Origin of the sequence: Pseudoalteromonas sp. H103, assembly GCF_001469205.1 — a bacterium.
Taxonomy (GTDB): Bacteria; Pseudomonadota; Gammaproteobacteria; order Enterobacterales; family Alteromonadaceae; genus Pseudoalteromonas; species Pseudoalteromonas carrageenovora.
On record NZ_LOFG01000003.1, the window covers coordinates 68,787 to 93,804 of the forward strand.

Here is a 25,018-nt window from a genome sequence, read left to right on the forward strand (position 1 = left end):
AAAATTAATGAGCAATGACGTAATCAACATTTTAACTATGGCTAAAGTAATACAAACAGCTGTAGCTCCTGTATTTTTAATAACCGGAATTGCAGCCACTTTAGGGGTTCTATCTAATCGTTTGGCACGTATAACAGATCGTGCACGCCAGCTTGAGCGCAAACTAAAAATTAGTATTGATGAGGACTTTAATAAGTCTCTCGCCACTGAGCTACGTGCGCTGTTAAAACGCTCACGTTGTATCCATATAGCTTTTAGTTTAAGTGTATTAAGTGCCCTACTGGTTTGTGCCGTAGTAATGCTATTATTTCTATCACATATTCAGTCGATTAATTTAGGTGTCACGATTGCTAGCTGTTTTGTAGCTGCAATGGCATTACTAATATGCGCTTTTATGTCGCTACTTGGAGAAGTATTTTTGGCAACCCGTAGTATGCGCCGAGGGATGATATTTGCCGATATAGACATAAACGATTAACTTTTAGTTAATTTTGTCTTATTAGCTTGAATAAAAGCAGTAGCTAAGATACAAAAGCAATAGTCGAGACATAATTAACAGGGATTCCAATGATTAAATTAAAACAAGTTTTAGCAGGAGTTGCTTTAGCAACTTGCACACTTAGCGTATCAGCAAACTCAGCTTTTAAAGAGCCAAGCGATGCAATTGAATACCGCCAAGCTGCTTTTTCAATGATCTCAGTGCAAATTGGTGACATGGGCGCCATGCTAAAAGGCAAAGTGCCGTTTGATGCAGAGCAATTTAAAATGCGCGCTAATAACGCAGCCGCTCTTTCTAAAATGCCTTGGGAAGCGTTTTACGAAGGCACAGATAAAGGCGATACAGCAGCATTAGCTGCAGTTTGGTCTGAAAAGGCAACTTTCGTTGAAAAAGCCAACGCCTTTGCTGCAAATGCAGATAAGCTAGCAGTAGCAGCTCAAACAGGCGACAAAGCAGTAATAGGTAAAGCTTTTGGCGCATGGGCTAAAGGTTGTAAAGATTGTCATAAACAATTTAAAGATTAATTTTATTGCAGCGTTAAACTGCATTAAAAAAGATAATAAAAAAGCACTGAACGGTTAACCATTCAGTGCTTTTTTTATGCTTTATATTTATACCAATTCGCTTAATTAAGTGATCTATTTTGAGGCTGAAAAAACGTGTTGATAGCTAGGTCAAAAACTCGCTATTAAGTTGTTCTTGGCAATTGCTCCTGCATTGCTCTACCTTCTGCATACATGCAGTCGTAAATGAGAATTTTTTAACGCAAGTAGCAACACGTTTAGGCCCGCAAAATGATTAAGTAATATTGCGGATGAGTATTACGCAGCTTTTGCAGCTCGCCCTTTAAATGGGCGCTTAAATAACGCGCCAATGTCACCTAAAATAATATATAAGCATGGCACTAATATTAGTGTTATTAATGTTGCAAACATAACTGCAAAACCTAGCGCTACTGCCATAGGTATTACAAATTTAGCCTGTAAGCTGGTTTCAAACATAATAGGCAATACACCAGCAAAAGTAGTGATTGAGGTAAGCAATATTGCTCTAAAGCGTGCACAACCTGCTTCTATTACCGCATGTTTAACACTAACCCCTTCGCGGCGAACTTGGTTTACATAGTCGGTCATCACTAGGGAGTCGTTTATAACAACACCTGCGGCAGCAATTAAGCCAAAGCCCGACATTAAGCTCATATCTAAATCAAACCAAAAGTGTCCCCAAATAGCGCCAGTTAAGCTAAACGGAATAACTGACATTACAATAAGCGGCTGCGAGTAGCTTTTAAGCGGTACTGCTAGCAGTATGTAAACTAAAATCATACCACCGGCAAAAAATAGTAATTGCTCATTTGCTTGAGCTTGCTGCTCTTCAATTGCACCGCCAAGTTCTGATTTAACGCTTGGGTATTCTTCTTTAAGTTGTGGCAGTAAGTTTTCTTTTACCTGCTTAACTACTTCACCAGGTTCAATTTGCTCTTCATCAATATTGCCATAAACATACACAGTACGGTAACCACCTTCACGGCGAATATAACTAATACCAGGTGTTTCGGTTAGTTCTACAACATCACCAAGTAATACTTCTCGTCCTTGTGGGGTGGTCACAACAGTATGCTTAAGCGATGAAAATGCTTCACGAGTTAGTTTAGGGTAGCGCACCATTACACGCACTTCTTCACCGTTTCGTATCACGCGCTGCGCTTCACCACCATAAAAGCTGGCACCCACTTGATTAGCAATACTTGCTAAATCTAAACCCAGGTCGTAAGCGACCGGTTTTAAGCTCATTTGCACTTCTTTGCTCGCAGGATCAATTGTTGAGCTTATATCAAACAACCCTTTTTGCTGTTGAAGCAATTGAATAAAACGACGACCTGCCTGATTTAAAGTATCTATGTCAGAGCCAAACAGTAAGTAGCCAAACTCACCGCCGCCGTTGCCACCGCCGCCACCAACATCGTCTTGAATAGTTAACGACTTAATGCCGGCAATAGTTGGCATAGCTTCACGCCAGCGACGCGAAAGTTCAAATGCATTATACGGACGTGAATCTTCGTCAACTAAAGGGGCCAGCAATTGAGACTCAGTTCTGCCTTGGTTAAATACCAAAACATCACGAATAATTTTTTGGCCAAATTCACGCTCAGTTTCTTCATCGACTCTAAGTACCATGGCTTCTATTTCACGAATAGCCGCAATAGTTTGTAAGTCAGAAACGTTGTCGTTCATTTCTACTTGTATTTGTGGAAAATCGTGCGGTACTTTAGGCGTAGGTACGGTACGCACTTTGTTTGAGGTAATAAGCGAAATACTTACTATAAACATAGCAATAAAGGCGAATAATACCGTCCATCGCCAATCTACACATTTAGCAATAAAACGTTTATATGGGCCATTTACAAAACCAAAAAAGCGAGTGTTAAAGCGATCGCGCCAGCCCCCTTTTTTAATCGGTGAAAAGTGTGTGTGTGCAATATGAGCCGGTAATATAAGCTTTGACTCAACAAGGCTAAACACCAAACACAACATAACTACAACAGCTATACCATAAAAGAAAGCACTTTCTGGGCCGCTTGAAAGCGTAAACGGCGCAAACACAGCAATGGTTGTTAATACACCAAACGTTGCAGGAGTTGCTACGCGGTTTGCACCACGTACGACGTTTTCGACACCACCACCGCTTTTTTCCACCTCGGTATACGCGGCTTCGCCTATTACTATGGCGTCATCCACCACAATGCCAAGCACCATAATAAACGCGAATAACGAAATAATATTAATGCTGATACCAAATAATGGCATCATCATCATTGCCCCTAAAAAACAAACGGGCAAGCCAATCATTACCCATAATGCAAGTTTAAAGCGCAAGAATAACGACAGCATAATGGCCACTAAAATTGCACCTTGAAACAAGTTAGCCTTCATCATATCAAGGCGAGCATTTAGGTAATATGTCATATCCATTAATGGCTCTAACCTAATACCTGGCGGTAGCTGCTTATTTTTTTGATCAATAAATGCCTTAACCGAATCGGCCACAGGAATTATATTTTGCTCTTGCGTTGCTTTAACCGACATATAAACGGCATTTTCACCGTTAAATTTAAAGTAGCGCTCACCTTCTGTAAATTGGTCTTTAATAATGGCCACATCTTGCAGTAAAACTTTAGCGCCATACTCACCTATTTTTACTGGGATGTGTCTAAACTCTTCACCCGAGTAAAATTGGTTCTCTACTCGAACAGAAATAACGCCCGCATCGGTTTTTAATTGCCCTGCCGAAAAGTTAGCTGAGTAGCGACGCACCGCATCCATCACATCACTGAGTGTTAAGTTATATTGGCGCAGCGTATCTGGGTCTATTTCAATAGCTATCTCGTCAAGCGGTACATCGTTTACCACCAAAGATACGTTCGATAACTGTAATAACTCATCTTCTATTTGGTTTGCAAGAGGCTTAAGCTCTGTAAGCGGTAAATCGCCAACAAGTGTCATACCTATTACATCTTGCCTAAATTCAACCTGACTTATGGTGACCGGTTCCATACCCGCCGGAAAAGTCGCAATACCATCTACACGTAGTTTTACTTTATCAAGTACATCGGTAAGTTCAGCATCAGTGTTTATTTCAAGGCTTGCAGTGCCGCCATTTCTAAAAGCGCGGTACACACCTTTTTTAATTTCGGTTATATCTTTAAGTGACTCTTCAATTTTTATAAGAATACTTTCTTCTATTTCTTGAGGAGAGGCACCCGGGTAATTAGCTTCAACGTTAATATAATTAACTTCTATATTTGGAAACATTTGACGCTGAATAGTAAAGTAGCTAATTAAACCCATAACAATGATAAAAAACATCATTAAGTTTGCAGCAACCGAGTTATTAGCAAAGTAGGCAATGAGTCCTGTTTGTTTTTTTTGTATTGATTCGCTCATGTCTAATACACCTTACAGCTGTTGCGTGTTTGAGGTGCTCAACTCTGAGCTTTCAGGTGTAGCTACACCGGCAATTTTAACCTGCATCCCTTTTTGTGGGTATTCAGGCAAAGTAGTAACGAGTTGGTCGTCAGCATTTAAACCACTGCTGATATAAAAGTATTCACCTTCTTCACGAATAACCGTTACTTTACGTGGCTCAAGCTCTTGGTTTTCATTTACTACCCATACGGTTTGGTTATTCACTAAAGCTTGCGGTAAACGGTATATGTTATTAAGCGTAGCCCCTGCAAAATTAACTTGTACGTAGCTGCCAAACTTAATGGCAGGCTGTTTTGTTTTTAAGCCGTATGGGTCTTCAATACGTACCACTAAACTACTCATACGCGTAGCGTTATCAATAATCCCTAAGTCGCGGTCTATTACCCCTTCACGGGTAAAGCTGTTTAGTCCTTTTTGAATAATCGTTGCCGTAATACCTTTAATACGCTCTGGTAAAAACACGCTATCGAATCCTGCAATAGGAATAATCACCTCAGCGGTTTCAATATTATTTAATTCAGCAACTTGTGAGCCTACAGTAACAAACTGGCCAACACCTACATTACGACTAATCACTAAAGCATCGTATGGCGCTGTCACTTCACAATTGTCTAAATCACGTTGCGCACGCTTTAAAGCTGCTTGCGCCGATTTAACTGCAGCTTGAGCACTTAACACTTGCGGCTTACGTAAAAATAAATCGGTACGCGCTTTACTAGGAAAACGCTTTGCTTCGTCTTCGGCTACCTGTGCCTGAGCCTGTTCTTCAATAAGAGCAGCCTGTGCTCGAGCAACATCAGCCTCAGCAACAAGTACTGCAGCTTCATAATTATCTTTTTCGATAGTGAATAATGTTTCACCACGAGCAACCACACCACCGGCAACAAAGTTAGGGTGCCAGCTTAATACTTCACCCGACACTTGCGCCGAAAGCTGTGTATTTTCTAGCGGCTTTATCTCACCATAGCTATTTATAATTACTTGGTGATCGTTTGCTGCTACAGGCTCAACTTGCACCGTAGGACGCGTGTCTACCGCCTTCTTTTGCTCCGGCTCTTGCGCTATAGCATTAACACCCATAAAGCCAACAATACCTATGGCCAGCGCTACAAATGGGAAAACCCATCTAAGTGAATTTGTTTGCATATCCTAATTACCCCAAATTTCTATTAACGCCATAATAACAGAGCTAGATAAAACATTAATGTGACATTTGTAAGCAACTGTTACAAATGTACAAAAACCTTAAGTATCTATATTTAATGAAAATAAAAACCTGCAACTCATCTCATTCATTATATTTTGTTACAAACTTTTACCATTTAAAATCAACTGGTTGAAAAATTAAGCTACTATTTCATCGAGAAGCTGTGCGAAACAAAATTAATTTCCGTACAGTCCAATTAAATTAGCAACTCCAAAAAGACTACAACAATGAAACTAACATCACTTACTTTAGCGCTTAGTATCGCGCTCAGCGGCCATGCAATTGCTGCCGACAAAAAAGAAGATAAAAAGCCAAAAACACTGAGCGAAATGGTTAAAGATCAAACTGAATTTGCTGGTATTTTTAACCTTTACCAAGACGAAAAAACGGGCGAGCATTTAATGGTAATTAATGACTCTCAACTTGATACTCCGTTTGTTTACTTTGCGCATACCGTAGATGGTGTGACAGATGCAGGCCATTTTCGTGGTTCATATCGCGAAACCAAGCTTATTGAATTTAGAAAATACTTTGATCGAATTGATATAATTAGCAAAACTCCTCGTTATAAATTTGATGAAAGTAGCGCTATTTCAAAAGCAAGTGATGCCAACATAAGCGAAGCCGTACTTGCCAGCATTAAAATAGAAAAAGAAGAAGAAGGTAAAATAGCCTTTAAAGTAAATAAGCTATTCTTAAGCGAAGCACTTCATAAAGTATCACCAACGCCAAACCCAGCAGACAAAAAAGCCAAAAAGCGCTTTAAAGTAGGTAAGTTAGACGATAAAAAATCACGCATAATTAAGCAGCGTCCTTATCCTAATAACTTAGATGTGGTTGTTGATTACGTATTTACTAATGCAAGCCCTACGGTTCGTGGCACAAGCGCAGTAAGCGATCCACGTAGTGTCTCGGTAAAGGTGCAACACTCATTTGTAGCGTTACCTAAAAATAACTACCAACCACGTATGGACGATGCACGCATTGGCTATTTTACTAATCAATTTGATAAAATGACCTCTACTGACTGGGCTCCTTATCAAGATGTAATTAAGCGCTGGGACTTACAAAAGAAAGACCCAAGTGCAGCCCTTTCAGAGCCTGTAAAACCAATTACTTGGTGGATAGAAAACACCACACCTATTGAGTGGCGCGACACCGTACGCGATGCGGTATTAACCTGGAATAGCTCTTTTGAAAAAGCCGGCTTTAAAAATGCTCTAGAAGTAAAAGTACAACCAGACGATGCAGATTGGGATGCAGGCGATATTAATTACAACGTACTACGCTGGACCTCATCACCTAAACCTCCATTTGGTGGATACGGACCAGCACTTGCTAACCCATTAACAGGCGAAATACTGGGCTCAGACATTATGCTTGAGTTTGTATTTATGAAAAATCGTTGGATTTACGACACCCTGTATACGCAAGGAACAATGAGCCACGCTGAGCACCTAGACACAGGCGAGTTAAATTGCTCATTAGGGCATGAAATTCAACAAAACCTGATGTTTGCTAAAGGCCTCGCTAGCGGCGACAAAATTGAAGATAAAGAAATGCTTCGCCAAGGTTTAACCCAATTAGTACTTCATGAAGTGGGTCATACATTAGGCCTTAACCACAACATGAAATCGTCAATTTTGTGGGATGAAAAAGAAGTACACGATAAAAGCAAAACCCAAGGCATATTAACGGGTTCAGTTATGGATTATGCACCCGCTAACATTGCCCCAATTGGTGTGCAGCAAGGTGATATTTTTCAAACAAAGCCTGGTCCCTATGATGATTGGGCAATAAACTATGGCTACAGCACAGCACTTACAGACGACACTGCTGAGCAAGCTCGCCTTAATAAAATTCTTGCTCGTTCAAGCGAACACGCCCTCGCTTTTGGTAACGATGCAGACGACATGCGTGCACCGGGTCGTCATATAGATCCACGCGTAATGATTGGTGACTTATCGTCAAACCCGGCCGCTTATGGCGCGGATCGAATGGCGCTAATTAATAAATTATTTACGCAGTTAAAAGATAAAGCCACTGTAGAAGGCGAGTCTTACCAACAGCTAGTTACCTCTGCAAATAGCTTATTTGGCCAGTACCGCGCGCAAGCTGGCATTGTTTCTCGCCAAATTGGTGGGGTATATGTTGAACGTGCAGTAGTAGGTGACGTAAACGCAGATAAACCATTTACTCCTGTACCGCTTGAGCGCCAAACACAAGCGATGGACATATTAGCAAAATTTGTATTTGCGCCAGATGTTCTTAAAAGTATGCAGCCTTTGTATAACTACCTTCAACTTCAGCGCCGAGGCTTTAGCCATTATGGTAAAAACGAAGATCCTAAAGCGCATAAAATGATTTTAGGTATGCAAAAAACAGTGCTAGCACAGCTGCTTCACCCTGCCGTTTTACTGCGCATTTCCGACACCGCTCTCTACGGCAACGAATATAGCTTGAGCCAATTTATGGAAGATTTAACCGCCAGTATTTTTGTTAAAAGTGAAGAGGCAAATTCAATTAGTCATAACTTACAAATTGAATATGTAAATCAGCTAATTGCTATAGCAGGTCTAAGTAAAGCCAGCAAATACGATAACCTAGCTAAAACCGCGGCGCTATATCAGTTAACTCAAATAGCTGATACCAGTATTGGTTGGGGAGCAGATACTGCGACCAAAGCGCATAAAAAATATATTGATCGCTTAATTACCAAAGCATTAGAAGCCTAAGTAAATTTAATAATTGAGTGAACAAAGGCCACATACTGCGCGGCCTTTTTATTGCTAAATATAAATAGTGCCTTTTAAATACCTAACAGCATGGCCTGTTAATGTAACGGTAGATTCACCCACCTCACATTGTATAAAACCACCTCGGCTTGAGGCCTGATATGCATTTAATTTATTTTTACCTAATTGCTGTGCCCAATAAGGAGCAAGCCCGGTATGAATAGACCCTGTTACAAAATCTTCTTCTCCACCACTGGCTGGCCAAAAATAGCGAGATACAATATCGTATTCAGCAGAGCTTGCACTAACAACAACATCAAATGGATGTAATGTTTTTAAAAGCGCTGAGTTAGTAGTTAGTTCATGTATTTGCTGTGCATTGTCATAAATAGCAAAGTAAGCTTGGCGATTTTTAAATACCAGCACGGGTTGTATAGACAAGCCTTTCAATAGTGCATCAGGTATATCTTCAACCTTTGTGGGTGCTTGCTTAGGAAAGGTCATAGTAAAACTATCATCGCTATTTTTATTTACAATAAGCTCTCCAACGGCTTCGGCTGTAAAGCGCACTTGCGATATATTATTCTCCTCACATAATACATACGCAGCCGCTAAAGTTGCATGCCCACAAAAGTCTATTTCCATCAAAGGGGAAAACCAACGAATTGCATAACTACCATCATCTTGCAGGCAGGTGAAGGCTGTTTCGGATACGTTGTTTTCAGCGCCAATATTAAGCATTAACTCATCACTTAACCACGATTCAAGCGGGATCACCGCAGCATAATTGCCTTTAAATAACGAACTTGTAAATGCATCAATTTGATGAATAGTTAATTTCATTTCAATCCCCTGCTTACTTTATATACATGCTGAAGGTAAAATTTCTTTTGGTACTGTTGTTTTATTTTCGCCAACCACTTGCATACCGTTTATCGGTTCAACAAACCCACATAACCACGCAATTGGGCTTGTAGGACTTCCAGTTACAACTGCTGGTCTAAAGGTTAAAACTGTATTTTGCAGAGGCTGTGAAGCTTTATTACCTAAGCTAATATGAATAGCGCCGTTATCTACTGTGATGCCCGTTACTCTATTACCAATTAGAAATTTACTTGCTGGTACACCCGCTTGTTCGTTACTTACTGGAAAGCGCCTATTTTCAAGATAATAAACCGTAACGTCTTCTCGAATTACTGCAGCCATAGCAAGTGGGTCAACAAGTTCTGCTCGTTGCATATACTTACTATATTGAGGTAGCGCAACCGCAGCTAAAATACCAATGATAGAAATTACCACCATCAACTCTATTAACGTAAATCCTTTTGACTTCATAGCACTTCTCCTAGCATAAAAATTGGTTGGTAAGCCGCTCTAACAAATAAGTAAATAGATACTACAATCACTAATCCATAAAGAATAACTAGCTTATTTATAAAACTTTTAACCTGCGAATTAAACTGTTTGAACTGGTGCTCTAATAACACTTTAAATTCTTTATCGGTTTCATAGCCTAACGAATCACATTTAGCCAAATGTTTAGTCTCTGGTGAGGAGCTTTTCTCGTGTGCTTTAAAATTAAGAGCAAAGCTCAACGTCGCAACTAAAAAACGGTATTGGTTAACCAGCTTACTTGGTATTAAAACTTTAAATAAACCTGAGAAAGGCTGCGCTTCAATTAAAGTACATGCATTTTTAAGCTTTAAGGTAACTGTAAAAATAATGCTTTGCAGGAAGAGTAATAAAATAATTGGCACATACCAGTAAGAGAAGTAATCATCAAAGGTATGTTCTGAGGAGATCGTATGATTGCTATATATTTCTACGAATGTAGGTACAACAAAAAACTGATACAAAAATGAAGAGAAAACATAAATAACAAAAACAATAGTTAAGTAGCTAAGCAAGCCTTTTTGCTCAAGCTTAAATTCATTAATTAGCTGGGGCAAACATTGGTAATGTACTGCTTGTTTTTGCAAAGTAGCTTCATCTTGAAGTGCAAATTTTGCTGCAAGGTCATTAGCTAATTTACTATCTGCACGCTCATTAGCATAAACAGCTAAATGCGGTTGTGCAGTTAGCTCTGCTTTTTGTGAAGCGCTTAAGGTTTTTGAGCTATAAACACGGCAAATATAGCCAAACTGATTCCAATTCATACTTTATCCTTTTATCTGATAAAGTAACTTGCCATATATTTAGTTAAATAGGAACATTAAAGCGCTTGTTTTTTAAGCCATTACTGGGCGAATTTTATAATACTGCATACATGCAAATTGCACAGCATTGGTGAGCAATAGCATAATAAACATCAATACATGTGAAGTACTTGGCACAGCCATTGAAAGCTCAACTGTTAGGCCGCAAATTCCAGCTATAAACTGCAAGCTAAAATAACGCGCACTCAAATTACTAATATTACCGCTGCGAAGAGTTTTATAAGTTTGTGGCATTACACGTACTGAACTCATAACCAAGCCTACGTACGTTAAACCATTTAGAACTGCCGCTGTGTCTAAGTTAGGATTAAGCAGTAATGCAAAAGGCAGCAATGAAAAAGAAAGCATAGCGATTAGCTGCATTCGCTCTGTTTTTTTTGCGTTATAACGTGCGAAAAAATATAAAATTAAGCTACTTAGCGCCCCCGTCACAAAAAATGGCAGTGCTATATAAAAGCGTTCAAAATAAATATTGTACGTTATAAAGTAAAGGCTTTGCGCTAAACCAAAGGTCATCATTAGTAGTGATAAGCCAGACACACTACGGTTTTTCCTAATTTTATTTAATAGCGGTAAAAAGCTAAAAACCAAAATGAATGAAGACAATATAGGCAAATAATGCGCCAAAACACACCTCTTTCGTTACATAACTGTTAATAAAACGCCAAATAAAAACATATAATAAACATTTGTTTTTAATAGGGTTTTAATGTGAGCGCGGCATTGTAATGATGAATAAAATTTACTCAACTAATTAACGTGTTTTTATATTTGGTACTGGCAACTTGAGCATACAAAAAGCGTTGCTTTAAGTTAACAGTTATATGGTTTTTAGGAATTAAACGCATAACTATGAAATAAAACTGATAATTGTTATCATGCGCAAGTCATTAACAATTTATTACTATAGCGACTATGAGAAAAACACTATTTAAGATTCACAGCTGGGTTGCACTTATAGCGCTCATTCCACTAATTGTAATTAGTATTACAGGTAGTGTTTTAGTATTTAAAAGTGAAATAGACGGCTTGCTAATGCCCAATAGTCACTTTGTTGTTAAAGAACAAGCCCAGCGCTTGCCAATTGATACACTCATAGAAAAAACGCAAACAACTTACCCTGAGTATGTTGTTGGCAGCTGGGAAATTTTTAACGATGATACCGCTGATCGGGTTTATTTAATAAAGCGCGGTACAGAAGATTGGTATAAATTTCATTTAGATCAATATACTGGAAACATCCTTTCTGAGCCTGTGGGCACAAGCCATTATTTTACCGACTGGTTTTTAGACTTGCACTATACTTTTTTACTTAATGACTTAAAAAGCTTACCAGGGCAGACTGGCACTGTTTTAGGCTTCTTTTTTGCCGTGTTTTTCTTGGTACTAGGTATTACCGGCCTTATTATTTATCGTAAGTTTTGGCAGCGTTTATTTAGCGTGCGCTGGCGTGCAACACTGCAAATAGTACTTAGCGACATTCATAAAATGACAGGCGTGATTGGCTCGCCAATTATTATTATTTTAGCTATCACCGGTGGCTACTTCAACGGTGCGGTGTGGTACCACGAAGTAATTGAGCATGCAGAAGAAGAGCACTTTGTATTAACTAAAAACTTATACAATGAGGAAATCTCTTTTCAACATGTGCTTGATGACAGCCAAAAACAAATCCCTACTTTTAACGGTACTTTTTTAGTGATGCCCCTTGAGCCTGACGAAAACATAACGTTATTTGGTGAAGTAGATACCCATAACCCGCTTGCGAGTGAATATGCCAATACGGTTACCTACAGTAAGCTAACGGGTGAGCATATGGCTAACTGGGACATTCGTGAAGTGGGTGTGGGCTGGCAAGTAATTGATAGCTTTAGAAAGCTTCACTTTGGTTACTTTGCAGGTTTAATTAGTAAAATACTGTGGTGTGTTATTGGTTTAAGCCCTGTGTGGCTTGGTGGTACAGGTTTTTACTTGTGGTTTACCCGCCGTAAACGTAAAAAACAGTCACAAAAAAATCGTTTAAAAAAGCATAGCGCTATAAATGCTTGATTAAAAAGTCACCTCAATGTAGTGTAAAAACTCACATTGAGGTGACCTATGAAGTCTTTAATTTTAGTTTTATCATTTAGTTTTCTTTTAACTGCATGCAAAAATACACCAACTAACACTTCCCCAAATAAAACTCTATTAACGAGTGTAATAAATCATTCCCTTTTTAAACGTGTAAATACACTCAATGAGCAAAGTATTTTTGAGCTTCCCCAAGCTGAAAAAGAAAAGTTTATGGCTTACGCAAATGAAAAATTAGTTGATACACGAGCTGATCGCGTTATTTTTAATTATTTACAAAACCAGCTAACTAACTTTAAGTATCACGGCGATACACTTACTTCAGAGCAAACTATTGAGCTTTCTCAAGGTAATTGCATTAGCCTAGCAGTTCTTACACAAAGCTATGCCCAACTTTTAAACCTTGAAACAAGCTTTCAAGAAATGACTAGCGCACCTGTATACGCAAAAGAAAATAATATTATATATGTTGCCAACCATTTCAGAACAAAAGTTTACGCCCCAGAGCAGGAAAAAGACGATGATCTTATTGTGTTTATTCGCCCAGGAACCTTAATAGATTACTTCCCAACGAGAGGCAGCATTTACTCAGGCAGTGCTACCTATAACGATTTACTCTCTAAGTTTTATAGTAATTTAGCTGCCAAGGCATTAGCTAAAAAACAACTTAATATAGCTTATTCTCTTATTTTAAAAGCTAATACGTTTACGCCTAACGACCCTGAGTTATTTAATATGGCTGGAGTATTACATCGTCGTGCGGAAGATTTGCAAAGTGCAAAAGTAATTTACCAAACAGCCCTTGATAATAATGAAATAAGCGTAAACTTAATCCATAACTACCGAGCCTTAGCCAAGGACCTTGGTGATAAAACGCTTGAAGGACAACTGACAAGCCATTTAATTAATAAAGAAAAAGACCCTTACGAATTGCTCGTTATTGCGCAAAACGACCTACAAGATGGAAAAATAACTCAAGCTAAAAATCACCTTGAGTTAGCAATTGCAAAAGCACCATACATATCTGAGCTTTACCTTGAACTTGCTAAAATTCGCTATCAGCAAGGTAAAACAAAGCAAACACAAGCCTTGCTTGAAAAAGCCATGCAGCACGAGCGTGATAATAAAAAGCTAAATGTATATCAAGCAAAATTAGCATCACTTAACACACAAAAATAACAATGTTATTTCTGTGTGTTTTAAACGCCTTTACTTGAATTTTACTTTTTAAAGCGAATAATAAAAGCTTAGCCACGCTCGCATTTCATCTTCAAAACTGTCGCCTTCTACTCGCGACAGCCCCATATTAAATGTTAAATCGTTTACACCAGCAGGCCCCATTCCAAAACTAAAATCACCTTGGTACTTTAAGCCGTAACTTTGTGCATATACAACATCATCGAGTTGATGTTGTTTATAGTAAACCCATGGCATACCTTCTTTAAAGCTAAACCCACCACCATAACCTTGATAACGCTCTGCGGTTGCACTGTAAAAAGGCAGCTCCGATGAAAGTACATAATCACTACTTTGTTGCTGATTAATAAGGTTGGAACTAAAGCCACCTAATGCAAGGCTGTTTTCATTGCGGTGCTTTTGCTCAAAGTTTACATACACAGGAATATCGAATGCCTTACCAAAAATTTGGGCGGCTAAATCGTAACCTTGCCAATTATTATTTTTGGTACTGCCATCGTAGTAGCGCGCATTTATACTTTGCCCTATTGCAAAAATTTGGCGGTCGTATTGCCAACTTTGGGCTATACCAATTCGCGTCCAACTTTTATGACTTTGCTTATAGTCGGTGTAGTTATAGGCAAGTTCAGGCGTTAAATTTAATTGCCCAAATTTAAGCGGGTAACTAATTGCAGCAAAGCCACCTCGTGCCGATATATCAGCATTTAAGCTGTCTTGGTTATGAAACTGTTTAGCTGTGTTTAAATCATAATCAAACAGATTTAATCTAAGTTTGACTGGTAACGCACTGTATTTGGCATTTATAAAGCCGCCATGTAAGGCACCATTGTGTAAATCAATACTGTAACCTGCTTGTAAGTCGAGCTGCTTTAATAAATCGCTACTTTTAATACTCAAATCTAAAACGGATGTAGATGCAGAATAATACTGCGCCCCAACGGCAAAGGTTGCCCGCTGTTCGAGTACGTTATAACTACTTTGCTCGCCTACTTCATCAGTATATATCTGCGCTTTTGGTAATGTATGTTCATTAACCATTAGTCGTGGTGCGCTTTTATTTGTCGCTAAATCGCTAACCACACTGCCTTTTAGCGAGCTAGGCAATAATTTTACATTGGGGCCATCTGCGGTAATCGACAAATAAAGCAATGAACCGTCACGCATGCCAATTGGATGTGCAACCGCTTCCTGACCTTCGGTTAACTTAGTGAGTGTTTTGCTCGCTATATGATAGTTATAAATATCAGTCGCGCTATTTAAGCCTGCAACAAAATAAATCGATTCATCATTTTTACTAAAACTAGGCTGACTTAAATATTGATACCCGTTTGGCATAGGCACTGTTTGTATAAGGTCACTGCGAACATCTTGTATATACAATTGCCAATTTTCATTTAAAGACGTTGATAAGTAAGCTAACTTTGCTTCATCGTGGCTTAGGATCGGATAGTCGTACGCTGTTTTTAAACTTTTTGTAAATAATGGCGTGATCGACTCCGTGTTTAAATCTACTTTTACGAGTTCTGAGTAGCCATTTCTTATTTGCTCACCATAGAGCGTTTCGCCATTACCTGATACTGTAAATCGACGAATACCAGCAAGCTTAGTAAGCTGCTCTATATCTCCCGTTTCAGTGTTATAGCTAAATATGTCTGACACTTTATTATAAATACCCGACTCTTCATTGCTGTACGCATTAAAATATAACGTTGTGCTATTTGCCCATTGCGGGTTTGCAATACCGGCTCGGTTAATTTGATTAAGCACTTGTTTTTGTTCGCGCTTAAATACACTTGGCGCTGTATCGGGGATATCTTGAGAGTCATTTTCTAATAGCTCTTTTTGCGCTTCAGTAAACTCTTCTTGTGCTTTAATGTTGTCATCAGTGCTATAAATTATAAGCTTGGTATTACTCTTTTTGTCTCGCTCAACAATCGCAATTTTACTACCATCTTTTGAAAGTGCTGGGTTACTCGCATATAAATTAAGCTCAAGCCAAAGTTCACTATTAAGTAACGGCTCTCCTTGCTCTATTTGCATTGCTTTATAGGTATATTCAGCTATAAATCGGCGATATAGCTTGGCTGCACTTTGCCCAAACACACCGCTAAATGCCTCATCAAAATTACGCGTTTTTACGCCTTGCATTCGCGTCCATACACTATCGAGCGTTTGTTCTGAATAGTTTTTCTCTAACCAATTTAAAAAACGGCTACCCATTAAATAAGCCATTGAGCCGCCCATAAAGCCCTGCTCGCCATTTAATTGCTCATATGTAGGCAAAGCACCTTGCTGAGCAAATTCTCGCAGTATTGACTCTGAGTAGTTATCAAACAGGCGCCCACGTCCCGTCATTTTAGATTCAATTAGAGTGGCATAGCCTTCAGCAACCCATCGTGGTGTATTGCTATAGGTTAAATCGTATAAATCCCATACACCGCGCATTTTTTGCTGCCAGTCATTACGTGTAGGCTGCGCTAAGTGTACTAAGTGAATATATTCATGCAGTACAAGTAACTGCTGCCAACCTGTACTATTTGATATAACCGTATCCGATTGCGGTGGGGTTGTAAAAAGTGCCATTACAGGGTTATTTGAGGTAGGTAATGCAAAGCCATTAGCTGCATTTAGGGGATCAAACACGACTACATCAACTGTTTTATCAAGTGCTCGGTTTTGCTGCTCAAGCACTTTGGTGCGTACTATTTCAAGCTCTGCTGCAGTTGATTTAGCAAATTCAGCATGCTCAACACTGTAGTGAATATTAAAGTGTTCGGTATGAATAGTTTGCCAATCGGCTGCAAAGCTTGGTACTGCGAGCAACAAAGCCGATGTGATAAGTGTTTTTTTCATAAGCGTCCCTAAAATAATTCCTTAATACTATCTAGGGTATTATTAAATGTCCTTCAGGGGCAGTAAGAAAGTGTAATAAAGCATGTGCAAGTGTGTATTTACACATGTCTTATTACTTATATAAGGGAGGTTACATCCAGCTGCGTGTATCTGACTCAATCTGCTTAATTGTAAAATCGATAATAAAGTCAGCATCTTGCTGCTTTATGTAAGGCATAAACACAAAGCCTGAAGCAAGTTGTATATACAGGCTTTTTAAGCCTGATTTGCGCATTAAATATGTACTTATACTGCGAGCGCTTTGCGCTTTATAAAGCTCAAAAATACGATAATGCACGCCAATCATTCCTCTGCGTACAACCATGTAAAATCGACCATTATCCTCATGCATGTAATAACCATAACGCTGATACGATAAGGTTACCAAGCCAGAGAACAACACCAAAACACCAAGGCTAATCAAAGTGTTAATATCGGCAATAAAACAAAAGCCAAACACTAAAGCACTGGGTAACAGTGAATAAAAGCCTAAATTTTTATACAAAAGCGCTCGCTCTGCGCGCTTAAAGACGAGTTTTTTACTGTTAAACCACGGGTAAATCCATTGGCATACGCTATCTACTTGCTCGCTATTTAATACTGGCAACACTAAGGTTTGTTTATTTTTTTTAGCAGCTACTCCTGCCACAATGCCGCCGCTACTTGCTTGCAAGCACTCAACAGTAAATCGCTTTAGTAACCGCCCCATTAGGTTTTGCTTTATAACAATAGATTGCACCTTATCCATGCTCATAGAAAGCTGATGGCGCTCTAACAAGCCAGCAATACGTTTAAATTTTTGGCCCTTAAAATAAAGCTCAAAGTTATAAAAACGAATAAGCGACATACTCACAGAGAGCAAAACGGCCATTAAAACAAGCATTACAATAAGGGTAACCATCGCGAAGGTTGCTGCGTTTGCCAACATACCAAGCTCTTGCTGATAAAACCCCTCAACCTTAGATATTATTTTTTTCTCTAAAAAATCAACCAGTACATTAATAAATGGTGCAAGTGCAGCAATTGCTAAAATAGCCATGTTCGACATTAAACCAAACTTGGCTATTTCCTTATTGCTAATACGCAGGCTATTTTCAGCTAAGTCCGCTTCGCTTTGCTCTACGTGTTCGTCGTCGGTTTGCTGCTGCGCCTTAAATGCAAAAATTTGCTTACGGATTTGCTCTGCATAGCTTTTAGTGACCCCAGGTAACACTGCTTCTTGAGCAACGCTACCTGCGGCATCAAAAATACAGTTAACTAAATTCACCGGGGTAAAATAAAAAGGCTCGGCAATATTAACGTTTTGTACACGGCCAAATTTAAGCGTAAGTCGCTCTTTTTTAAATACCCCTTTATTTAGCAGTATTTCGTGATCGTCACTAATACAAAACTTAAAGTTTAAATAATATAAAAATGAGTAAACAAGCAGTGTAATAAGTGCCGCACCACCGGCTACCTGCGCCCAAAACAATTTGTTTTCTACCTGAGTTACAAACACCACAAGCATAGGCAGCAAGTTTAAAAGGCCGTCTTTTACAAAACGAACACTAAAATACACCACAAAATATAATAGTGCCCAAGGCGATACCTTTTGCCAATGCAGAGAGCTCTTTTGCTCCTCGCTAATTGTGTTACTCATCAACATTCTCGGTTTGAGGATTTGTTTCATCTTGACGGTAGTTTTGCACAAATTGGCGCATATTTTTACAATCACTATGCGTTAAGCCACCTATTTGTAAATCGGCACTTACGCCTCCAGCGCTAAATAATTTTAAACTAGCAAGGTCAAGCTTTCGCTCTATAGGCCCTTGATGAATTTCCATGTGCTGCACACGCGCTAACGGCAAAATAGTTACTTGCTGCCATATAACCCCTTTTTTAAAAGCTATATCATGCTCCCGAACAGCAAAACCTTGCAGCCTTACATTAACTATGTTGTACAACATAGATACGGCGACCAAAATTGGCATTCCAATTAATAAATACGTTTGCGCATTGTTAGCAAACGTTTCGTTAAAATAACAAAGAGCTATCAGCACCCCAATTAGCGGTATGTAAAACGCAAGCCAATTAAGTTGCTTATGTAGCAAAGCCCTATCAGCTAAGGGCTTAAAGTTAATGGCGCTATGCGCTGGTAAATCCATTATTTGTTGATTGTTAAACACAGTCGCTTCCTATCGAATTCAGATTAATCAGCCCAGCTAATGGTCGTTACTAATGTATGACTTTGTTTTGGCTCAAGTGTTACTTCATCTGCTAGTACATTCGCAGCTTCCAGGCAGAGCATTGTTAAATACTCATCATCGGCAAAATTAGATAAGCGTTTTGATTTTTCTATCCACGGGTTCCACAGCACACACGAGCTTGAGTTTTCTCGGCTCACATTAATAACACCTTCTGGGGTGTGTATATTTTGAGAGCTACCCGCCTCGGTGTAAACCATGTCGGTTTCGCGCGCAAACTTAACTTGCTCACCTTGAGCAAAAGGTCCTTCGCCAAACTCAATATATTGCGAGCCTTGCAGGCCATCAACAAACGTACTTTTAATATCTGAGGTAGGGAAGTAGGTATGCAGCGCTTGAGTATAACTAAACGCAGCATTACTTAAATTAGTTGTAGTTAAACGCACTTGCAGTTTATCCGTTAAAACAAACTCAACGATTAACGCCGATTGGTGCGGCCAGTACTCGGTATTTACCAATTTCATTGGTAACTTTAAGCTAATAGTAATTTGCTCGTCACTTTCGTGCACTTCGTCGGCTTGCCATAAACTCGTACGAGCGATGCCATGAGCAGGCCAACCATCATTTTTATGTGTACCAAACCAAGGCCAACAAATAGGAATACCGCCACGAATGCTTGCACCTTCTTGGTATGTTTCGTTTTTAGACACCCAAATAAGTGGTTTTTTATTTTTAGGGATAAACTCGGTAATTTGCCCACCTTGCAAAAATATCTTTGCATCACACCTTGAGCCAGCTACTTTAATAAATTCAAGACCTGTATTGCTTTGTTCAATGCTAACCGATGGCGATAATTTCATATTGTTCCCTATAATGCTGATACTAAAGATTTTTACATGTACATATAAACAATAAAGCATACTTAAAGTATACGCTATACGTATTAAATACGGGTTGCTGAATTTGTTCATTGCCGATTAATACATACACAGTTAACTTACAAACAATTACTTTGTACTAACAGCTGTGAATGAATAATACTAAAGTCTATGTAATAAGACTTGCCAATTATTCACAACATACGTAGTGTGCGCAACTTAATGCACACAAGATGCTAAGAATATTTAATAAAATTTAAACAACATAGTTGTACATTAGTTACTGCTCTAACTATTAAAAACCAATAAAAGCAGCCTAAAGTGCAATTTATTATTTGAATTCAATTTATTTGATGTGTAACATTTCGCGATTACGGCATACCACCGCCCCATCGACGAGATAAGCAAATGCAAAGATATGACGAGTTATTGGTTTCTTTACGTAAAGTAATCCGCGCGATTGATTTACATTCTAAGCAACTAAATAAAACTTCAGGTTTAACTGGGCCACAATTGCTTATAATGCAAGAAGTTTCCCAAACCGATGGAATTACGGCGAGCCGTATTGCTCAAAATGTAAATTTAAGTCCAGCAACGGTCACCAATATTCTCGACAGAATAGAAAGCAGAAACTTAGTAACACGCGTACGCAGTCAAATGGATAAACGCCGTGTGAGCTTATACCTCACCGAGCAAGGAAAAGAGTTACTTGAAAAAGCACCTCAGCCACTGCAAGAACACTTTATTGAAAAGTTTTCTGCGTTAGCTGAGTGGGAACAGAGCCTTTTACTCTCATCAATGCAGCGAGTTGCCGCTATGATGGATGCAGATAAATTAGATGCATCGCCCCTTCTTGAAGTTGGTGCACTTACTCAAGCTCCAAAAGAATAAACAATAAAAAAAAATACTATAATTTAGTTCTTACTCTAAACGTAAGGCGTTTTTCGACGCCTTGAATTTTTTATTTTTTAATCAAAATCTGAGCGGCTATCATGACTAAACTCTCAAAATTAACACTAGCACTAATCTTAGGTGGTGTTACAAGCACCTCTTATGCAGCAGAAGATCTAGACTCACTACAAAACCAACTTAAACTGCTTAAGCAACAAATGCAGCAGCTAGAAAACAAGCTAGCTGACGAAAAAACTAAACAGCAAAAAATTAATGAGCAACACGCGCAAGAAGTTGCACAAATTAGTAAAAAAGCAGATCAAAAAGAGGTTGTAGTAGCAGCCGCAGAATCTGAGAAAAAAGACGAAGGTGTTAAGGTTGGCGGCGCAGTACGTTTTAACTACAGCACTAATTCATACGATGAAGACACACAAGATCGCAGTGGCGATTTAGATTTTGAAGTATTTCGCATTAACTTGTCTGGCGAAATAAGCGATATTTCTGTAAATGGTGATTTTCGTTTTTACGACTACATGACCGTGGTAAAATACGCCTACTTAGGTTACGAATTCACTGATGGCTGGGAAGCTCAAGCAGGTATTGCACCTGTACCTTTTGGTAACGGCCCTTACAACTCACACAGCTACTTTTTTAGCACTAACTACTATGTTGGCCTAGAAGACGACTTTGATTTAGGTGTAACAGTAAACCGTAAACTTAAAGACAACTGGAAGCTAGACCTAGGCTTTTTCAAAAATGATGAAGTGGGCGGCGTTGATGGCAGCTCAGAAGTTAACGAGCGTTACTCTTTTGATATAGTTGGTAGCCGTGCAACAACCGAAAAAACCTACGATGCTCCAGGTTCTCGCCTTGGTGAATACAATACATTTGCAGCCCGCACAGTGTATCAAATTGAGCATGGCGAAAACGCTAAAACAGATGTGGGTGTATCGCTATTAAGTGGTGGCCTACATGATGGTAACGACAGCGCAGGTAACTACGGCGCATGGGCGTTCCACGTAAACAGCCAAATTAATAACTGGAATATTCAATTTCAGCACGGTGAATACGACTACGACCTAGACGACAACAGCAACCGTTTTGTTGTAGGTGCGTTTGATTACTACGATACCGTATCAAGCGAAGCGACCATGACTAACTTTAACGTAGCTTACGACCTATCGGTTGATTTAGGCCCAATAACTGGTGTGCAGTTTTACAACGATTACGGCATCATTTACGACAAATCTGACGACAGTGCAGATACATGGATGAACGTAACCGGAATGAGCGTATCGGCAGGTCCATTATTTACGTACTTTGACTTTATTCAAGCACGTAACCAGCCATTTATTGGTGGTTCAATTATTGGTGAAGGCGATACAGAGCGTCGCTTTAACATTAACGTAGGTTATTACTTCTAAATAAGTAAAACCTATTTTATAAATTTAAAAGGGCAAACTTAGTTTGCCCTTTTTTATGTTTTTACGCTTCGATTTTATAACTATTTGGCCTACAATCCAAAGTACCAGCCATTACTAAAAAGAGCCTAAGTGAATATAAAATCAGTATTTATTTGTTATAAAAACTTATGGCTAAAAGCACTTGGGTTAATGTTAGTTGCCCTTGGTATTATTGGTATAGTGCTGCCTGTTATGCCCACTACCATCTTTTTTATTTTAGCCCTTACGTGTTTTACACGCTCTTCCCCTGCACTTGAACACTGGCTGTTAAACCACCCTCGTTACGGTGTAACTCTAAAGCAATGGCAAGCTCATAAAGTAGTGCCTGTAAAAGCAAAATGCTACGCCGCTATTGGTATGTTAATTGGCTTTGTGTTTTTACTTTACTCAAGCGCCCCGGTTTGGGTAATTTACCTTGTTGCAGCTATTGAAATATCGGTAATGATCTATCTTATTTTAAGGCCTTCGCACCCGCCAAAAAGTAACTAAAACTTCCTCTTTAGTAAAATACCTCAATGCCAATAACTTTTTAATGTAAAGTTAAGTAAGTAAATTTGTAATAGTTAATGCAAATGATTATCATGTTGCAACTTTAACTTAATTACAGTTGTTATGGCGTTTATAAATAAGCGTGCTTTGTATAGCACAAGCCGCGCACTACATATTTACATATCTACCGCTTTGTTTTTTTTACTCATTCTATTTTGCGTTAGCGGCATTGTACTTAACCATGTTGACTGGCTTAAAGACGATAAAAACAACGGCCAAATAACTGCGGCTATTCCAGCAGAATTAATCACTAAAGCGAATGCGCAACTAGATACCCTGCCAACGCTTTACCCAGAAATAGAAGCCTTTCTTGCCAAACAATACTCTTTAACCAAAGTAAAAAGCATTGAGTGGGAAAAAGAAGACGCACTTGTGATGATTGACTACCCACTGCCAGCGGGTTTTGCCTACGCAGAACTTGATTTTACAACTGGCGAGCTAAACCTAGATTACCAAACCGGAGGCTTTTTAAGCCTTATTGGCGACTTACATAAAGGTCGCTACACCGGTGAAGTATGGAGCTGGGTAATAGATATTTCAGCGGTGTTGATGATTATTTTTGCCATCACCGGAATGATAATTTTATTTCAAAACAGAAAAAAACGTAACCTTGGCGTATTGATAACACTACTCGGCGTAGCCACGCCGTTGGTTATTTATTTATGTTGGGTGCCACAAATTAAAGGAGTGTCTTAATGTTAAAAGTAAGTACTGTAATAAGCGCAGCGTTATTAATGGCTGCCGCTTTATTTCAAACAACGGCGCAGGCACAAACGCCCCAGCTAGAAATTGAATTTACCCAAGCCGATCTTGACGTACAACCGTATCACCGCCCGTACGTAGCAATATGGCTAGAAACCCCAGAGCGTAAACACGTAACAACGCTTGCGCTATGGGTACAAAAAGCCGAATGGTTTAAAGATTTGCGCCAGTGGTGGCGTAAAGCGGGTAAAACCGACATTAATTTTGACGGTATCAGCGGCGCTACAAAACGCGCTGGCACCTACACCATAAAATGGCAGGGTAAAGATTTAGACGGCAATGCCGTAGCGCCAGGTAAATACCTTTTAAATATTGAAGTTGTTCGTGAAGAAGGTGGCCGTGATTACAGCCGCGTTGAGCTTGATTTAACAAAAGCAGGCAAAGTAACAATTGAAGGTAAAAAAGAATTTTCGACAAGTTTTGTCACCGTAAGCACTAAGTAACCCTAAGTTTGTATAAGTAAAATCACTTATTAAATGTATTAAACAAAGGAAATATAATGAAAATTAATTTATTAAAAACCGCATTAATTGGCGCACTTAGCTTATCGGCGCTGGTATCTACATCAGCTAGCGCACATGGCCGCTGGTTACACCCTTCGCACACGTCGTTATCTGGCGACAAAGCGCATTACGTTATGATTGATGCGAGTATCTCAAACGAAATGTTTGCACCAGATAAAGCCTTTAAGCCAAAAGAAAAAGGCGCAGAGTACGACGACACATTATTAATGGCACTTGCGCCAAGCGGTGAAAAAGTAGCTGAAACCATTCGTGCTTATTACCTAAAGCGTAAAAGCTCAGCAGCGGTAAGCCTAAAAGAAGATGGTACTTATCACATTGCTATGACGCAAAAGCCAATGTATATGACCTTCTATAAAAATGAAGAAGGCAAGCGCAAGCGTGTATTTGGTAAAAAAACAGATGCTAAATTACCAAGCAATGCTAAAGGCGTACGTACAACTAAAGTTATTTCAACTGTAGATACGTTTGTAAGCCGTAACGGTACATCTAAGCCTGCACAACTTGGTTTAGGCCTTGAGCTTAGCGGTGCAACTCATCCAAATGACTTATTTGTAGGTGAGCAAGCACGTTTCCAACTTCTACAAGATGGCAAACCTGCGGGCGAAGGCATTGAAGTAAGCATTTTAAAAGGTGACACTCGTTACCGTAACGAGCGTGGCGAAGTAAAAGTAACTACCGATAAAAATGGTATGTTCACAACTACGTGGAAAGAGCCTGGCTTATACCTAATAGAAACGTCTAACGATGTTGAAGTAAACGAAGAAGGCGTAGACGCTGGCCGTTATGCTTTATTTACAACACTTGAAGTAGCGCCTGAATAATTTTTTGCGTAATTTATAAAATAAATAAAGGCCAAGCACTCGCTTGGCCTTTTTACTTTTTAATAACTTTTACTCACACTCCCCTTGAATTCGCAACCATTCGACACAAGATTGCAACGGCAGCGATCTAAACTTCTATACTTAA

General features: G+C 39.2%; 21 protein-coding genes. 11 read left to right on the forward strand and 10 right to left on the reverse strand.

Annotated features, from left to right (window positions below):
* Positions 1-7 precede the first annotated feature (7 nt).
* Positions 8-478 (forward strand): DUF2721 domain-containing protein, encoded by a 471-nt coding sequence (locus ATS74_RS04375; protein ID WP_058547736.1) that lies wholly within the window; start codon positions 8-10, stop codon positions 476-478.
* A 92-nt stretch (positions 479-570) separates the two neighbouring features.
* Positions 571-1,023 (forward strand): c-type cytochrome, encoded by a 453-nt coding sequence (locus tag ATS74_RS04380; protein ID WP_058547780.1) that lies wholly within the window; start codon positions 571-573, stop codon positions 1,021-1,023.
* A gap of 297 nt (positions 1,024-1,320) precedes the next feature.
* Here ATS74_RS04380 and ATS74_RS04385 read toward each other — a convergent pair whose 3' ends face one another.
* Positions 1,321-4,443, reverse strand: a complete 3,123-nt coding sequence (locus ATS74_RS04385) for an efflux RND transporter permease subunit (protein WP_058547737.1) — start codon at positions 4,441-4,443, stop codon at positions 1,321-1,323.
* Between the two features lie 12 nt (positions 4,444-4,455).
* The gene (locus tag ATS74_RS04390; protein ID WP_058547738.1) at positions 4,456-5,631 is read right to left on the reverse strand and encodes an efflux RND transporter periplasmic adaptor subunit; all 1,176 of its coding nucleotides are present in this window, start codon (positions 5,629-5,631) and stop codon (positions 4,456-4,458) included.
* 288 nt (positions 5,632-5,919) lie between these two features.
* On the opposite strand from ATS74_RS04390, the gene ATS74_RS04395 reads away from it, so the two are divergent.
* On the forward strand, positions 5,920-8,427 hold the full coding sequence (locus tag ATS74_RS04395; RefSeq protein ID WP_058547739.1) for a zinc-dependent metalloprotease: 2,508 nt from the start codon (positions 5,920-5,922) through the stop codon (positions 8,425-8,427).
* Positions 8,428-8,481: 54 nt separating this feature from the next.
* Here ATS74_RS04395 and ATS74_RS04400 read toward each other — a convergent pair whose 3' ends face one another.
* From ATS74_RS04400 to ATS74_RS04415, 4 genes are all read right to left on the reverse strand, one after another.
* A complete protein-coding gene (locus tag ATS74_RS04400; protein WP_058547740.1) occupies positions 8,482-9,270 on the reverse strand; it encodes a PhzF family phenazine biosynthesis protein in 789 nt (262 codons plus the stop codon).
* 18 nt (positions 9,271-9,288) lie between these two features.
* Positions 9,289-9,762, reverse strand: a complete 474-nt coding sequence (locus ATS74_RS04405) for a pilin (RefSeq protein WP_058547741.1) — start codon at positions 9,760-9,762, stop codon at positions 9,289-9,291.
* Positions 9,759-10,583 (reverse strand): hypothetical protein, encoded by an 825-nt coding sequence (locus tag ATS74_RS04410; protein ID WP_058547742.1) that lies wholly within the window; start codon positions 10,581-10,583, stop codon positions 9,759-9,761. Before ATS74_RS04410 ends, ATS74_RS04405 begins: the two co-directional genes overlap by 4 nt.
* Positions 10,584-10,655: 72 nt before the next feature.
* Positions 10,656-11,270, reverse strand: coding sequence for a SemiSWEET family transporter (locus tag ATS74_RS04415; RefSeq protein ID WP_058547743.1), 615 nt, complete (start codon positions 11,268-11,270; stop codon positions 10,656-10,658).
* 288 nt (positions 11,271-11,558) lie between these two features.
* Between ATS74_RS04415 and ATS74_RS04420 the strand changes: the two genes are divergently transcribed.
* Together ATS74_RS04420 and ATS74_RS04425 are read left to right on the forward strand one after the other, a co-directional pair.
* Positions 11,559-12,692, forward strand: a complete 1,134-nt coding sequence (locus ATS74_RS04420; protein WP_058547744.1) for a PepSY-associated TM helix domain-containing protein — start codon at positions 11,559-11,561, stop codon at positions 12,690-12,692.
* 48 nt (positions 12,693-12,740) lie between these two features.
* A complete protein-coding gene (locus tag ATS74_RS04425) occupies positions 12,741-13,892 on the forward strand; it encodes a tetratricopeptide repeat protein (RefSeq protein ID WP_058547745.1) in 1,152 nt (383 codons plus the stop codon).
* Between the two features lie 48 nt (positions 13,893-13,940).
* Here ATS74_RS04425 and ATS74_RS04430 read toward each other — a convergent pair whose 3' ends face one another.
* The 4 genes from ATS74_RS04430 to ATS74_RS04445 all read right to left on the reverse strand — a co-directional run bounded on the left by ATS74_RS04430 (position 13,941) and on the right by ATS74_RS04445 (position 19,845).
* Entirely contained in the window at positions 13,941-16,763 is a 2,823-nt protein-coding gene (locus ATS74_RS04430; RefSeq protein ID WP_058547746.1) for a TolB family protein, read from the reverse strand.
* 130 nt (positions 16,764-16,893) lie between these two features.
* Positions 16,894-18,441: a PH domain-containing protein gene (locus ATS74_RS04435; protein WP_058547747.1), complete on the reverse strand. Its 1,548-nt coding sequence runs from the start codon at positions 18,439-18,441 to the stop codon at positions 16,894-16,896.
* The gene (locus tag ATS74_RS04440) at positions 18,434-18,967 is read right to left on the reverse strand and encodes a PH domain-containing protein (RefSeq protein WP_058547748.1); all 534 of its coding nucleotides are present in this window, start codon (positions 18,965-18,967) and stop codon (positions 18,434-18,436) included. The genes ATS74_RS04435 and ATS74_RS04440 overlap by 8 nt, the downstream gene beginning before the upstream one ends.
* Positions 18,968-18,990: 23 nt before the next feature.
* The gene (locus ATS74_RS04445) at positions 18,991-19,845 is read right to left on the reverse strand and encodes a D-hexose-6-phosphate mutarotase (RefSeq protein ID WP_058547749.1); all 855 of its coding nucleotides are present in this window, start codon (positions 19,843-19,845) and stop codon (positions 18,991-18,993) included.
* 426 nt (positions 19,846-20,271) lie between these two features.
* Here ATS74_RS04445 and ATS74_RS04450 point away from each other — a divergent pair, with 426 nt between their 5' ends.
* From ATS74_RS04450 to ATS74_RS04475, 6 genes are all read left to right on the forward strand, one after another.
* Positions 20,272-20,754 carry a MarR family winged helix-turn-helix transcriptional regulator gene (locus tag ATS74_RS04450; protein WP_058547750.1) on the forward strand — a complete coding sequence of 161 codons (483 nt, stop codon included), beginning with the start codon at positions 20,272-20,274 and terminating at the stop codon, positions 20,752-20,754.
* Positions 20,755-20,855: 101 nt separating this feature from the next.
* On the forward strand, positions 20,856-22,178 hold the full coding sequence (locus ATS74_RS04455; RefSeq protein WP_058547751.1) for a FlxA-like family protein: 1,323 nt from the start codon (positions 20,856-20,858) through the stop codon (positions 22,176-22,178).
* A gap of 129 nt (positions 22,179-22,307) precedes the next feature.
* The gene (locus ATS74_RS04460) at positions 22,308-22,706 is read left to right on the forward strand and encodes a YbaN family protein (RefSeq protein ID WP_058547752.1); all 399 of its coding nucleotides are present in this window, start codon (positions 22,308-22,310) and stop codon (positions 22,704-22,706) included.
* 123 nt (positions 22,707-22,829) lie between these two features.
* Entirely contained in the window at positions 22,830-23,462 is a 633-nt protein-coding gene (locus tag ATS74_RS04465; protein ID WP_058547753.1) for a PepSY-associated TM helix domain-containing protein, read from the forward strand.
* Positions 23,462-23,971, forward strand: a complete 510-nt coding sequence (locus ATS74_RS04470) for a DUF2271 domain-containing protein (protein WP_058547754.1) — start codon at positions 23,462-23,464, stop codon at positions 23,969-23,971. The genes ATS74_RS04465 and ATS74_RS04470 overlap by 1 nt, the downstream gene beginning before the upstream one ends.
* A 56-nt stretch (positions 23,972-24,027) precedes the next feature.
* Positions 24,028-24,873, forward strand: a complete 846-nt coding sequence (locus ATS74_RS04475; RefSeq protein WP_058547755.1) for a DUF4198 domain-containing protein — start codon at positions 24,028-24,030, stop codon at positions 24,871-24,873.
* Positions 24,874-25,018 lie beyond the last annotated feature (145 nt).